Origin of the sequence: Vibrio sp. zbq_1, from assembly GCF_043102935.1 — a bacterium.
Lineage (GTDB): Bacteria > Pseudomonadota > Gammaproteobacteria > Enterobacterales > Vibrionaceae > Vibrio > Vibrio parahaemolyticus.
Genome location: NZ_JBICJH010000022.1, coordinates 21,294 through 34,568, shown reverse-complemented (window position 1 = coordinate 34,568; position 13,275 = coordinate 21,294). Strand labels below are relative to the sequence as shown.

Here is a 13,275-nt window from a genome sequence, read left to right as displayed (position 1 = left end):
AGAGGATAGTTCCTGAGCGAGCAAGTCAAGCTCATGTTCGAGATCAGTCACCTCAACTTCTTCACCGAGTAATGCACTGAAGTAATCATCAAGCGCCTGCTCGCTGGAAAGTACGCTGTTACTGCTCATCGAACGCTAACCTCTCCAAGTAAATCAATAGCTGTTTGTACGCAAACACACCACGGCTACCGGATGCAAAGTGCGACGCTGGTAAGTGTTTCAAACTTGCGTCTCGGAACTTGGTGTCAATCGGTACTGCGGAAGTCCACACTTGGTTCGGGTAGTCTTTTTTCAGTTGCGTCAAAGTCTGCAACGAAGCGCGAGTTCGCTTGTCGTACATGGTTGGTACGATGGTGACTTTGAACCCATCTGGACGTGATTTCTGCATGATCGTCAACGTACGAATCATACGTTCCAAGCCTTTCATCGCGAGGAACTCAGTCTGTACTGGGATCAAGATACGATCACTCGCCGCGAGTGCATTAACCATCATCACACCAAGGATTGGCGGACAATCGATCAACACGTAGTCGTAATCTTGCGAAACCGCTTGAAGTGCGCGCTTCAAAATCAGCCCCATGCCACTGCGGTTACCCATTACGCGGTCTAGCGTAGCCAATGACATGTGCGCAGGAATGATGTCCATTCCTTCCAACTCGGTTTCTAAGATCGACGGCTTAACCGTATCGCGAGTGAACGTCTTTAGCTGAAACAGATCAAACAAGCTTGATGACACGGTATCTGAGTCGTAACCAAGATAAGTCGTCAGTGACGCATGAGGATCGGTGTCGACCATCAATACACGATGACCTTTCTGGCTCAACAAACCTGCTAGTGTCACTGTTGATGTGGTTTTACCTACCCCACCTTTTTGGTTAGCTACACTCCAAACGATCATGATTTATCCTACGCTAAACCCACTTCCACCAGCATGCGTTCTGCAATTCGGTCAAGAGGTAAATCTTCAGAAGAAATGCCCGCTTTAGCAACAGCTTGAGGCATACCGTAAACCACACAGCTTTCTTCGTCTTGTGCCCAAATGGTTGAACCTGCAGATTTCAGCATACGTGCACCTTCTCGGCCATCTGCACCCATTCCGGTGAGCACCATAGAAAGTACTTTGTCGCCGTAAACTTTCGCCGCAGAGCCAAAGGTCACATCCACACACGGTTTGTAGTTCATGCGATCACCGCCATCAATGATGCGAAGGCGAGCAGCACCTGCACGACCATCAATCATCATTTGCTTGCCGCCTGGCGCTAGGTAAGCCACGCCAGCTTGTAACACATCACCGTCTTGTGCTTCTTTCACTTGGATCTTACACAACGTGTTCAATCGACTTGCAAATGCCGCCGTAAATGTCGCAGGCATATGCTGAATCAGCACGATTGGATGTGGGTAGTTCATCGGCAGACGAGTAAGAATTTTTTGCAAAGCAACTGGGCCACCAGTGGATGTGCCAATCGCTGTTAACTGGTATTTCTTACCCGATGCGCGGAACTTGGTTACTGCCGGTCGAGCCGGAGCCGATGCGGCAGGCGCAGCGGTTCTTGAAGCCAGTGGGCGCGCAGCACTAGTTGCAGCAGCTGGACGCGCTACAGGACGGCGCATGAAAGCACGCTTAGAGGCAATTTGAATGACACGTTGCTGAAGCAGCGAAACCGCTTCATCGCGGTTACGTGCAATATCTTCAAACTTCTTCGGTAAGAAGTCCAGAGCACCAGCGTCCAACGCATCAAGAGTTGCTTTCGCCCCATCATGAGTCAGGGACGAAAACATCAGAATTGGCGTTGGAGATGCGGCCATGATTTCACGCACAGCCGTAATGCCATCCATAACTGGCATTTCAATATCCATGGTGATGACGTCCGGCTTGAGAGCTTTGGCTTTTTCGACCGCTTCTCTGCCATTTACCGCAACGTCAATCACTTCTAGGCGCGATTCTGAGTTGATGATTTCGCTTACGCGACGACGGAAAAAACTCGAATCATCAACGACTAGTACTTTAATCGCCATTTTGTTCCTTTTCTTTACGTCAGCTTAGATGCGCGAAGCTGCTGCGTATTGCTTCAATAGATCTGGCACATCAAGAATCAATGCAATGTGACCATCACTGGTAATCGTCGCACCAGCCATACCTGGTGTACCTTGCAATAAGTTATCTAATGGCTTGATAACCACTTCTTCTTGACCGATAAGCGTGTCGACGACAAAACCAACGCGTTGGCTGCCGATCTGCACAATCACAACATGACCATGACCGATGCGTTGCTCCACGCGAGGAGACTTAGACGCCAACCAGTTTTGTAGGTAGAACAGTGGAATAGACTTATCGCGAACAATGATGGTTAACTGACCATCTACCACGTTGGTGCGGCTTAAATCTAAGTGGAAAATCTCATTTACTGACGCAAGTGGTAGTGCAAAAGGATGACCGCCAACACCCACCATTAAGGTCGGCAAAATCGCAAGAGTCAGTGGTACTTTGATGGTGATCTTCGTGCCCTTGCCTAGCTCTGAATCGATGTCGATAGAGCCGTTTAAGGTGTTGATCGCCGTCTTAACTACGTCCATACCTACACCGCGGCCTGAAATATCAGAGATTTTCTCTTTACTTGAGAAGCCAGGGGCGAAGATAAGGTTGAAACACTCTTTGTCCGATAAACGCGCTGCTGCATCTTCGTCCATCATGCCGCGTTTTACCGCAATGCCACGAAGTTTATTAGGATCCATACCGCCACCGTCATCAACGATAGCCAATTCGATATGGTCACCTTCTTGTGAAGCAGATAGGATGACTTTACCAGTGCGCGATTTACCCGCTTTTACGCGGTCTTCTGGCATTTCAATGCCGTGGTCAACCGAGTTGCGCACCAAGTGGATCAATGGATCCGCTAGCGCTTCTACTAGGTTTTTATCGAGATCGGTTTCTTCACCGCGCATTTCCAGCACGATGTCTTTATTTAGGTTACGCGCCAAGTCACGTACAACGCGAGGGAAACGGCCAAATACTTTCTTAATTGGCTGCATGCGCGTTTTCATTACTGCACCTTGAAGGTCTGCAGTAACAACGTCTAGGTTTGCCACAGCTTTCGACATTTCTTCATTATCGCTGTTCAAACCAAGACTTAATAAGCGGTTACGTACCAACACGAGCTCACCCACCATGTTCATGATGGTATCTAGCGTTGATGTATCAACACGTACCGTCGCTTCTGCTTGTGGCTTTTTCACCGCTGGTGCAGACGCTTTTGGCTCCTCTTTCACCGCCACAGGTTTTGCTGCTGACTTAGGAGCAGAGGCTGGCGTTGAAACCGGAGCAGGCTGCGCAACAGGTGCTGGTTTTGGCGCTTCTGGAGCTAAAGCGGAAGCTGGCTTGGTTGCCATATCAAGCTCTTCAAGCGTTGGGCCTTTGCCCGCACCGTGTAGCTCGTCAAGCAGCTTCTCAAACTCTTCATCTGTCATCAGGTCGCTATCGCCTGAAGCAGCTGAAACCGCAGGAGCAGCAGGTTCTGGTGCTTTAGGCGTCTCTACAGGAGCGGCTGTTGCTGCTGAAGGGCTCTGACCAACACCATGCAATTCATCGAGAAGACGTTCGAATTCGTCATCGGTGATATCGCCATTGTCCAGAACAGGCGCACTTGCTTGAACAGGTGCAGCCGCTGCTGGAGCTGATGTCGATGCGCCTGGTGCAGCACCTTTACCGTGCAGCTCATCAAGAAGCTTTTCAAACTCGTCTTGAGTAATTTCGTCGACAGAACCTATAGAACCCGCCTCTGTTATGTCGGCTGCAGGGGCAGCTGGCACTTCGTTAGCAGGTTCTGGGATAATTGGTTCTGGAGTAACGATAGGTTCTTCAACCACAGTAGCTACTTCGTCTTCAGACTCAGGCTTACATAGACGGTGCAGTTCATCCAGCAACGCAGGGTCTGCAGCTTCTAACGCTTCTCGATCTTGCACAGCTTGGAACTGGGTATTTACCGTATCCAACGCCTTCAACATGGTATCCATGAGACTTGGCGTTACAGAACGTTGGCCATTTCGCAACACGTCGAACACGTTCTCTGCACCGTGGCAGGTGTCGACCAGTTCTGCTAAGGATAGGAAACCGGCACCACCTTTCACGGTATGGAAACCGCGGAAGATAGCATTAAGTAAGTCTTTGTCTTCTGGATTATTTTCTAACTCAACCAGCTGCTCAGAAAGCAGCTCTAGGATTTCTCCGGCCTCAATTAGAAAGTCCTGAAGGATATCTTCGTCTAAATCGTAGCTCATACGTTACCTTTAAAATCCAAGACTGGACAACAAGTCATCGACTTCGTCCTGCGATGAAACCGCATCTTCTCTCAGTTCTGGATGAAGAATAGGGCCTTCGGCTTCGCTTGATTGTTTAATCTTTTTATCTGCCGGTTCTGACAAAACTTGAACCTGTTCTGCTGGTTTTTGGCCAGAGAATACGGTGAGGATTTCCACCAAACGGCCTTCTACTTCGTTTACCAGCGTAATTACGCGACGAATAATTTGACCCGTTAAGTCTTGGAAGTCTTGCGCCATAAGAATTTCGGTCAACTGACCGCGCAATTCAGTGCTATCACCTTCGACCTGAACAAGCAGTTTGTCGATACGGTGACACAGAGCTTTGAATTCGCTTAATTCAATGCGCCCGTACATGAGTTCATTCCATTGAGGACGAACTTGTTGAAGGCAATCATGCAGGTTATCGGCGATTGGAAGGCAGCAATCTACTGCATCCATCGTCTTGTTTGCTGCCAGTTCCGTTTTCTCGATCACATAGTGCAGACGATCCCGAGCATTCGGGATTTCATCTTTAGCTATTTCGGTCATGCGTTGATCGAGGTTGAACTGCTTTAGTGAATCATGAAGGTCTCGAGTCAGTGTTCCGATTTCTTGCAAAACCGGATTCTCTGTACCTTCATATAGCGAGGCAACAAGCATGTTCGCTTGATCTTGTTCCCCGTTTTCTAGCATTTGAACGAGCGACTTCGCCTGCTCTAGTGAGATCATTCTGAATAGACCCTTTTACGTTTAGTTCTTCTTATCGCTTCGAAAACGTCAAACGAGTCATTTTATGTGTATGTATTATTTGGAATAAACGACTCGAATAACAAAGAGAAAGAGAGAGTTATAAACGTTCGAAAATTTTCTCTAATTTTTCTTTTAGTGTTGCAGCAGTAAATGGCTTAACAATGTAGCCGTTTACACCTGCTTGAGCAGCTTCGATGATCTGCTCACGCTTCGCTTCAGCCGTGATCATAAGTACAGGAAGGTGCTTAAGCTCTGCATCGGCACGGATGTGCTTAAGCAGATCGATACCTTGCATTCCTGGCATATTCCAGTCGGTTACAACAAAATCGAAGTCACCTTTTTTCAGCATTGGTAATGCAGTTAAACCGTCGTCGGCTTCTTGAGTGTTATTGAAACCCAAGTCACGAAGCAGGTTTTTAACAATACGGCGCATTGTTGAGAAATCGTCAACAATAAGGATCTTCATGTTTTTATTCAAAATTGCCTCCACTGAATCGTAAAATCAGTGTTTTTAGTCATTTTGTGTCCACGCACTGAGCTTGGTGCGTAAACGTTGCATCGCTTGGCTTAGTATTTGGCTTACACGAGATTCGCTTACACCTAATACATCACCAATTTCTTTCAAATTGAGTTCTTCGTCATAATAAAGCGAAAGTACTAAAGCTTCACGCTCTGGAAGCTGTTTTATTGATTCAACCAGTGCTTTTCTGAACGATTCATCTGCTACACCCTTAAATGGGTTGCTGTCATCAGTTTCATCTGCTGGTGAAATCACATCATCAGAAACGCCTAAATCTTCAATACCAACTAATCTTGAGCAGTTTATATCGGTCAGAGCACTATGATATTGATCCAGTGACATCCCGAGATGTGCTGCTACTTCCGAATCTGTCGGATCACGATTTAACACGCCTTCCAGCTCTGCGACCGCTTGATTAATTTCGCGATTATTCTTATGAACAGAACGCGGTACCCAGTCACCTTTGCGCATGTCATCTAACATGGCGCCACGAATACGGATACCAGCATAAGTTTCAAAGCTCGCACCTTTAGAACCATCATAATTCTGCTGAGCTTCGATAAGACCGATCATGCCGGCCTGAATTAAATCCTCTACCTGAACACTCGGCGGTAAACGGCCTAACAGGTGGTGAGCAATACGCTTAACCAACACAGAGTAGCGTTCAATGAACGCTTGCTGACTATTAAACTTGCCATGCTGGTCATAGGTTATCGCTTTATTCACCAAAAGGGTCCTCTGCGAATTCGGTACGATTTAGCAACCTTTCCACAAAAAATTCCAAGTGTCCACTTGGTGTTTTCGGCAGTGGCCACATCAGCGCTTTGTTTGCCAATGAGCTGATAGCTAAAGCCGCAGGAGAGCGAGGGAACGCATCAACGACAATTTTTTGTCTTTTTACGGCTTGTCGTACTTTATCATCTAATGGAATACATGCTACGAGCTCAAGGCTTACATTCAAGAACCGCTCTGTGACTAGCGTCAACTTTGCAAACAATTCTCGACCTTCTCGGTAGCTTCTGACCATATTTGCAACAACTTTAAAGCGTTGGACTTGGTGTTCTTTGCTCAAAAGCTTAATTAGTGCATAAGCATCAGTGATAGAAGTCGGTTCGTCACAGACTACTACAACTACATCTTGAGCTGCACGAGAAAAACTAATAACCATATCAGAAATGCCAGCTGCTGTATCAATTAGCAGGATGTCCATTTCATCTTCAAGACTACCAAATGCGCGGATGAGTCCAGCATGTTGAGCATGAGAAAGCTCTGTCATGCTTTGTGTGCCAGAAGTTGCAGGGATTATCTTTATACCATAAGGGCCTTCAACAATCGCATCTTTTAGCTCACATTCACCCGCTAGCACATGTCCCAGGTTACGTTTTGAACGAATTCCGAGCATTACGTCAACATTAGCCAGACCTAGGTCAGCGTCGAGAACCATCACCTTCTTGCCTTGGCGAGCCATGCAGATCGCCAGACCCAGCGTTACGTTAGATTTCCCCACACCACCTTTGCCGCCAGTAACAGCAATCACTTTTGTCAACGATGGTTGTGTTAAGCGACGGAGGCCGCTTGCTTGATCGTGTATCATATTCTCAGTCATAGTAGTCCGCCGCCCTAGAGTCCTTCGTTGTCACTGTTCCAAAAGTGAGGTTCGTTCTCTGTCGACTTCTCTAACAGTTCGTTTGCTTTCGCAAGCATGTATTTTGGTTGTGCTATCACAATGTCTTCAGGCACGCGCTGACCATTTGCTATGTAAGCCACTGGCATTGCGTTTTGAATAACCACACTAATGAATTCACCTAAACTTAATGACTCATCAAGCTTAGTGAGAATACAACCCGACAGCGGAATGCGTCGGAAGTGATCAAGAGTTTCTTGTAGAACTCGACGTTGTGCGGTAGCTGGCAAAACAAGGTAGCTATGAATCACTTCACCACTCTCTTGCATTAGGGTATCGAGCTGCTCGGAAAGCCTCACATCTCTTTGTCCCATCCCTGCCGTATCGACCAAAATCAGTCTTCTGTTTCTTAGCTGATATATAACATCGGCTAATTCATTAGAATCTTTAGCAACTCTTACAGGACAACCCATAATTCTCCCGTAAATGGAGAGTTGCTCATGTGCACCTATGCGATATGTATCTGTTGTCACAAGGGCCACATTGTCGGCACCGTATTCCATGGCTGCGCGTGCAGCAAGCTTCGCAACAGTTGTCGTTTTTCCGACGCCTGTAGGGCCAAGCAATGCAACCACACCACCACGTTTTAAAATATCTTGTTTTGGTATGTTAATTTGATCCGCAACGAGTGACAGCAACGCCTTCCACGCACGTGCAGGCTTGGTGTCTTCTGGGATGTAACATGCCATTTGGTCTGCAAGCTCAGGAGACACGCCCATACGCTCTAAGCGTTTGATAAGCATGGCTCTTAATGGCTCACGACGTTCCACTTCTTGCCACATTAAGCCGGAGACTTGATGTTCCAGCAGACGACGAATCGAGGTCATCTCTTCGCGCATGTTCTCCAGCTCTTTTGCTGACTCGTCACGCTCTTCAGAGGATGGGCGACGACGGTCATAGCGCGTAGGATCTAACTTCGGCGTTGGTCGCTCAAAACGGTTATCTTGAGCAATCAATTTCGCCAAAGGAGAGTCCGGCTGGTATGGCACGGGCTTTTCTTGGTTGTAGCTTTCGCGGTGCTTATTTTGGCGTTGCAATAGGGCTGATAACGAATCTTCGTTTTCCGCAACATGATCGTCAGATTCTGCTGCGCCACCACTGTATTGCTTCAGCATGTTCGCGAATCGCTGTGTCATCGAGCCTGATTTTTCTTTGCTGTTTTGTAGGCTAATTTTATCTTCATCTAAACTGCGATCTTGAAAACGATCGGCCGCTGATGACGACATTTGACGATGTTCGTTATAGCGATTCGATTGAGAAGCACCACGATTTGATTGCGAAGAAGCACTGGATGAAGACGGATTGGATTCATTATCCACTGCAGCAACAATCGCTACACCGCCTGCCACTTTCTTGTTTGACATGATCACCGCATCTGCACCCAACTCCTCTTTCACTTGGAGCAGCGCTGATCGCATGTCTTTGGCAAAAAATCGCTTTATTTTCAAACTATGAATCCATTAATGATGCGTGAGATTAATTACCCACGGCTTGCACAATTCTGATCTGTTTTTCATCCGGTATTTCTTGATAAGACAGTACCCGGAGATTAGGTATTGTGTTCTTCACAAACTTAGCCAGTGTGGATCGCAACACGCCAGACGTAAGTAGAACGGCAGGTTCGCCCTTCAACTCTTGCTCTTGCGTTGCATGGCTTAGTGAAGACTGCAAACGTTCAGCGAGTCCTGGCTCAATGCCAGCAGATTCGCCTCCCGAGGCTTGCATAGTTTGATGCAATATTTGTTCCAGCTCAGGAATCAAGGTAATCACAGGCAATTCTGGCTCTATACCATTGATTTCCTGAACAATTAGGCGTTTCAGACTGATTCGAACCGCCGCTGTTAATATGTCAGGTTCTTGACTCTTACTTGAGTACTCAGCCAAGGTTTGTACGATGGTACGAATGTCGCGAATTGGAATGGCTTCATTCAACAAGTTCTGCAACACTTTCACCACCACACCTAATGGGAGTTGATCCGGTACGAAGTTCTCCACCAGTTTCGGTGCACTTCGGCCTAGCATCTCCAATAAATTCTGTACTTCTTCATGACCAATCAACTGCGATGCGTTGTTGGTTAATAACTGACTTAGATGCGTTGCCAATACCGTCGATGAATCCACCACGGTATAACCGAGAGCCTGAGCGTGCTCGCGCTGCTCTTCACGAATCCACACGGCTTCTAGGCCGAATGCCGGGTCCATGGTCGGTTCGCCATCAATCATGCCGTAAACCTGACCAGGGTTAATCGCCAATTCTTGGTCTGGGCGAATTTCCGCTTCACCCACCGCAACGCCCATCAGGGTAATTCTGTAGCTGTTTGGCGTCAGCTCAAGGTTGTCGCGAATGTGTACAGCTGGGATCAAGAAACCAAAATCTTGTGAGAGCTTTTTACGAACGCCTTTCACGCGCTCTAGTAACTCTCCGCCTTGGTCACGATCCACCAGCGGGATTAATCGATACCCCACTTCTAAACCAATAATATCAACAGGTTGAACGTCATCCCACGACAACTCACGTTGAGAAATCGGCTCGCTGCCATCTTCTGCTTTCGCAGGTAATGCTGGTTCTTTTGCTTTCTGCTTCTGACGCTTGTCAATTAAGTAAGCACCCGCGCCAGCAGCAACGGCCAACGTTAAGAAAGCAAAATGCGGCATGCCCGGTACGATACCCATCACGCCCAAAATTGCCGCCGTGATCATCAACGCTTTCGGGTTGTCGAACATTTGGAAAACCAGCTGCTCGCCCATGTCTTCATCGGTGTTTTGGCGCGTTACCATCATCGCCGCTGCAATCGACAGCAATAGCGATGGAATTTGAGCAACCAGACCATCACCGATCGTTAGCAAGGTATAGATTTGGATCGCTTCACCAAAGCCTAACCCGTACTGCGCCATACCAATCGACAGACCGCCGATGATGTTGATAAACAGAATCAAAATGCCAGCTATCGCATCGCCTTTTACAAACTTAGACGCACCATCCATTGAGCCGTAGAAATCTGCCTCTTTGGTCACTTCAAAACGACGCACGCGCGCTTGCTCTTGGTCGATAAGGCCTGCGTTTAAGTCCGCATCAATCGCCATCTGTTTACCAGGCAACGCATCAAGGGTGAAACGAGCGCTCACCTCAGAAATACGCCCCGCACCTTTGGTCACAACCATAAAGTTAATGATCATCAAGATGAGGAAGACGACTAAACCGACTGCGTAGTTACCGCCAATTACAACGTTACCAAACGCCTCGATAACGTTACCTGCCGCATTGCCCCCTTCATGACCATGAAGTAACACGACACGGGTGGACGCAACGTTCAGCGCCAAACGCAACAACGTCGCGATCAGCAACACCGTTGGGAACGCGGCGAAATCTAACGGGCGGCGTGTATATACCGTCACCAACAACACCACCATGGCTAAGGCGATGTTAAAGGTGAAGAACATATCCAGTAGGAACGCTGGTATCGGTAATACCACCATCGCAAGGGTGGCCAAAACCATGACAGGCGCGCCAATAGCTGGCATCTCACGCTGACGAATTCGTGGCAATTTATCTGCAAACGGCAGGCTTAACTTCATACTGCGAGGTATCTCAATCGAATTGAAGCGTCACGCGAATACGCACTTTAATACGTATGTCTAATGTTTATACGCGACCACTTTCGCCTAAAAGTTTAGGTATAGTTGATAATTAGTCGACTTAAGCAATCTATGTACCAAAATCAACGCCAAAATAATGACTCAAAGCTAAATAACAGCACAATCCATTGATTGTTTTATATTTTTCTTAATTTTGCTTTTTGCACGATTAATGACGATGTTCCGGCGGGATTGGCAAGTCATAATCTTGAATTTTCGGTCGCTGACCACCACGTTTGCGGTACTGTTTTAACTGGAACACAAACGCCAGCACTTGCGCGACCGCGGTAAACAGACCGTCAGGAATTTCTTGTTCCAACTCAGTGGTATGGTAAAGCGCACGTGCAAGTGGTGGAGCAGGCACAATCGTAATGTCGTGCTCACGTGCCACTTCTCGAATTTTCATCGCCATGTGATCCGTACCTTTCGCAATCACGACTGGCGCACGATCTGTTTTCTGCTTATAACGCAGCGCCACTGAATAGTGCTCCGGGTTGGTGACGATAACGTCAGCTTGAGGCACATCGGCCATCATCCGGCGTTGTGCCGCTTCCCTTTGCAGCATACGAATACGACCTTTCACCTCTGGCTTACCTTCGGTTTCTTTGTATTCGTCTTTCACTTCTTGCTTGGTCATCTTCAACTGATCGGCGTGCTGCCAAATCTGGAACGGTATATCGAGGGCCACAACAATCAATAACGAGCAGCTGATCAACAAGATAAAGTTGAGCAAAATATCCAGCGCGTGGAAAATATTCTGCGGGTAAACATCCATGCTAAGTTGGATCAAATCCGCTTGCGACGCTTGGATCAAATACATGGCAACGCCTGTCACCAACACCACTTTCAAGATCGATTTGATCAGTTCAACCCAACTTTGCATGCCCACCATGCGTTTTAAACCGCTCAGAGGGTTCATTTTGGACAGCTTCGGCATTGCCGCTTCGGCAGAAAAGCTAATGCCCCCAACCCCTGCAGCACCAATCGTCGCCGCCACAAACAACGTGATAAGGATGAGAAACAGTGGAAAAAGCAAATTTGTCATTGCGCCTAATGCGATATCAAACAGCTTTGTTGTGTCAAAGATTTCATCGCGTTTGAGGTCGAACAAACGACTCATGATGGAAAACAGCGAACGTGCGAGTGACTCGCCAAACCACATCAGAGCGATAGCACCCACAATTAGCACTGACGCCGATGCGAGCTCTTTTGAGCGTGCGACCTGCCCCTTTTCTCTGGCTTGTTGTAACCGTCGGGGCGTGGCTTCTTCGGTGCGTTCCTGACCGTCTGACTCTGCCAAACTAGCCTCCTAACAATCCAAGCGAATGAGGCTACAAATCTGCTCCTCACCCAATGCCCAGTACAATTCATAATGACTGTATAGACCAGCCAAGATGTACCAGCAAATCAATAGACCCACCATCAATGCAAACGCAAAGCCGAGCGAGAAAATGTTCAGCTGAGGCGCGGCACGCGTCATTACACCAAACGACAAGTTGATAGTAAGCAGCGCGATGATGCCAGATAGCGACATACTCAGAGCAGTTTTGAACATAATGCCAAGCCAACCCGCCATATCACGAAAATCCACCGCGGTAAGCGTGCCCGACCCTATCGGTAGGGTTTTAAAGCTGAACACCACCAGTTGCAGCATTTTTAAGTGACCATCGGTTGCGAGGAAAAACATGGTGGTCAAGAACATGAATAATTGACCGAGCAATGGCGTGTTCTGACCATTGGCAGGATCGACCATCGACGCAAAACCCAAGCTCGATTGCATACCAAGGATTTGCCCGAGCAACACAAACGTTTGGATCATAAATTGCGTCACCATGCCCATCGCGACGCCAATGATCATCTGCTCTGCGATGGTCATAAAACCACGAAATGAGAGCAGTTGAATGTCTTGCGGAACAGCAGGAATAGCGGGCATCACGGCAAAAGTAATCGCAAGGCCGAGATACAAACGAATACGAGGAGAAACAAAGCGAGCGCCAGTAACGGTCATTACCATCAACATCGACGAGATACGAACGTAAGGCCAAAAATAATTGGCTATCCAGTCTAAGATGATTTGAGTGGGATACTCCATACCAGCCTCTAGTACAGAACCTGAGGCAAGCGCTCAATCAAGCCGAAGAAATATTCCATCAGCATTTGGGTCATCCAGTGACCAAACAGCATCAAAGCTAACAAAGTCACGATCAAACGAGGTAAGAAGCTTAATGTCTGTTCGTTAATTGACGTCGCGGCTTGAAAAATCGCCACGACCAAACCGATGAGCAAACTGGGGATAATAATGGCACAGACCATGATCAACACCATCCACAGTGCCTCACGGAAAAGCTCGACAAACATTTCAGGAGTCATGTCTTACCTCTTTTCTCTG

12 protein-coding genes and 1 pseudogene are annotated in these 13,275 nt (G+C 47.6%); all 13 read right to left on the bottom strand.

The window, feature by feature from the left end:
• Nucleotides 1-129, bottom strand: a pseudogene (locus ACF8CV_RS11165) (chemotaxis protein CheW); the annotation flags it as partial.
• Nucleotides 119-898, bottom strand: a complete 780-nt coding sequence (locus tag ACF8CV_RS11160; protein WP_138937888.1) for a ParA family protein — start codon at nt 896-898, stop codon at nt 119-121. The pseudogene ACF8CV_RS11165 and the gene ACF8CV_RS11160, both read right to left, overlap by 11 nt.
• 8 nt (nt 899-906) lie before the next feature.
• The gene (locus ACF8CV_RS11155) at nt 907-2,016 is read right to left on the bottom strand and encodes a chemotaxis response regulator protein-glutamate methylesterase (protein ID WP_025789446.1); all 1,110 of its coding nucleotides are present in this window, start codon (nt 2,014-2,016) and stop codon (nt 907-909) included.
• A gap of 24 nt (nt 2,017-2,040) precedes the next feature.
• Nucleotides 2,041-4,275: a chemotaxis protein CheA gene (locus tag ACF8CV_RS11150; protein ID WP_138937889.1), complete on the bottom strand. Its 2,235-nt coding sequence runs from the start codon at nt 4,273-4,275 to the stop codon at nt 2,041-2,043.
• 9 nt (nt 4,276-4,284) lie between these two features.
• Nucleotides 4,285-5,025 carry a protein phosphatase CheZ gene (locus ACF8CV_RS11145; protein WP_005457755.1) on the bottom strand — a complete coding sequence of 247 codons (741 nt, stop codon included), beginning with the start codon at nt 5,023-5,025 and terminating at the stop codon, nt 4,285-4,287.
• A gap of 118 nt (nt 5,026-5,143) precedes the next feature.
• The gene (gene cheY, locus ACF8CV_RS11140; RefSeq protein ID WP_021451399.1) at nt 5,144-5,512 is read right to left on the bottom strand and encodes a chemotaxis response regulator CheY; all 369 of its coding nucleotides are present in this window, start codon (nt 5,510-5,512) and stop codon (nt 5,144-5,146) included.
• Between the two features lie 45 nt (nt 5,513-5,557).
• Entirely contained in the window at nt 5,558-6,292 is a 735-nt protein-coding gene (locus ACF8CV_RS11135; RefSeq protein ID WP_005457739.1) for an RNA polymerase sigma factor FliA, read from the bottom strand.
• Nucleotides 6,285-7,172 carry a MinD/ParA family protein gene (locus ACF8CV_RS11130; protein WP_005457698.1) on the bottom strand — a complete coding sequence of 296 codons (888 nt, stop codon included), beginning with the start codon at nt 7,170-7,172 and terminating at the stop codon, nt 6,285-6,287. The genes ACF8CV_RS11135 and ACF8CV_RS11130 overlap by 8 nt, the downstream gene beginning before the upstream one ends.
• Before the next feature lie 14 nt (nt 7,173-7,186).
• Nucleotides 7,187-8,698, bottom strand: coding sequence for a flagellar biosynthesis protein FlhF (flhF, locus tag ACF8CV_RS11125; RefSeq protein ID WP_005457694.1), 1,512 nt, complete (start codon nt 8,696-8,698; stop codon nt 7,187-7,189).
• A 28-nt stretch (nt 8,699-8,726) separates the two neighbouring features.
• Entirely contained in the window at nt 8,727-10,826 is a 2,100-nt protein-coding gene (gene flhA / locus ACF8CV_RS11120; RefSeq protein WP_005457662.1) for a flagellar biosynthesis protein FlhA, read from the bottom strand.
• A gap of 229 nt (nt 10,827-11,055) precedes the next feature.
• A complete protein-coding gene (gene flhB / locus ACF8CV_RS11115; RefSeq protein WP_138938577.1) occupies nt 11,056-12,186 on the bottom strand; it encodes a flagellar biosynthesis protein FlhB in 1,131 nt (376 codons plus the stop codon).
• A gap of 9 nt (nt 12,187-12,195) precedes the next feature.
• Nucleotides 12,196-12,978, bottom strand: a complete 783-nt coding sequence (gene fliR / locus ACF8CV_RS11110; RefSeq protein ID WP_005481059.1) for a flagellar biosynthetic protein FliR — start codon at nt 12,976-12,978, stop codon at nt 12,196-12,198.
• Between the two features lie 8 nt (nt 12,979-12,986).
• Nucleotides 12,987-13,256, bottom strand: coding sequence for a flagellar biosynthesis protein FliQ (gene fliQ / locus ACF8CV_RS11105; protein WP_005457784.1), 270 nt, complete (start codon nt 13,254-13,256; stop codon nt 12,987-12,989).
• Nucleotides 13,257-13,275 lie beyond the last annotated feature (19 nt).

Bases quoted from the DNA above. Each gene is read 5' to 3' on its own strand.
- ACF8CV_RS11160 (WP_138937888.1), bottom strand. From the start codon at position 898: ATGATCGTTTGGAGTGTAGCTAACCAAAAAGGTGGGGTAGGTAAAACC.
- ACF8CV_RS11155 (WP_025789446.1), bottom strand. From the start codon at position 2,016: ATGGCGATTAAAGTACTAGTCGTTGATGATTCGAGTTTTTTCCGTCGT.
- ACF8CV_RS11150 (WP_138937889.1), bottom strand. From the start codon at position 4,275: ATGAGCTACGATTTAGACGAAGATATCCTTCAGGACTTTCTAATTGAG.
- ACF8CV_RS11145 (WP_005457755.1), bottom strand. From the start codon at position 5,025: ATGATCTCACTAGAGCAGGCGAAGTCGCTCGTTCAAATGCTAGAAAAC.
- cheY (WP_021451399.1), bottom strand. From the start codon at position 5,512: ATGAAGATCCTTATTGTTGACGATTTCTCAACAATGCGCCGTATTGTT.
- ACF8CV_RS11130 (WP_005457698.1), bottom strand. From the start codon at position 7,172: ATGACTGAGAATATGATACACGATCAAGCAAGCGGCCTCCGTCGCTTA.
- flhA (WP_005457662.1), bottom strand. From the start codon at position 10,826: ATGAAGTTAAGCCTGCCGTTTGCAGATAAATTGCCACGAATTCGTCAG.
- fliR (WP_005481059.1), bottom strand. From the start codon at position 12,978: ATGGAGTATCCCACTCAAATCATCTTAGACTGGATAGCCAATTATTTT.
- fliQ (WP_005457784.1), bottom strand. From the start codon at position 13,256: ATGACTCCTGAAATGTTTGTCGAGCTTTTCCGTGAGGCACTGTGGATG.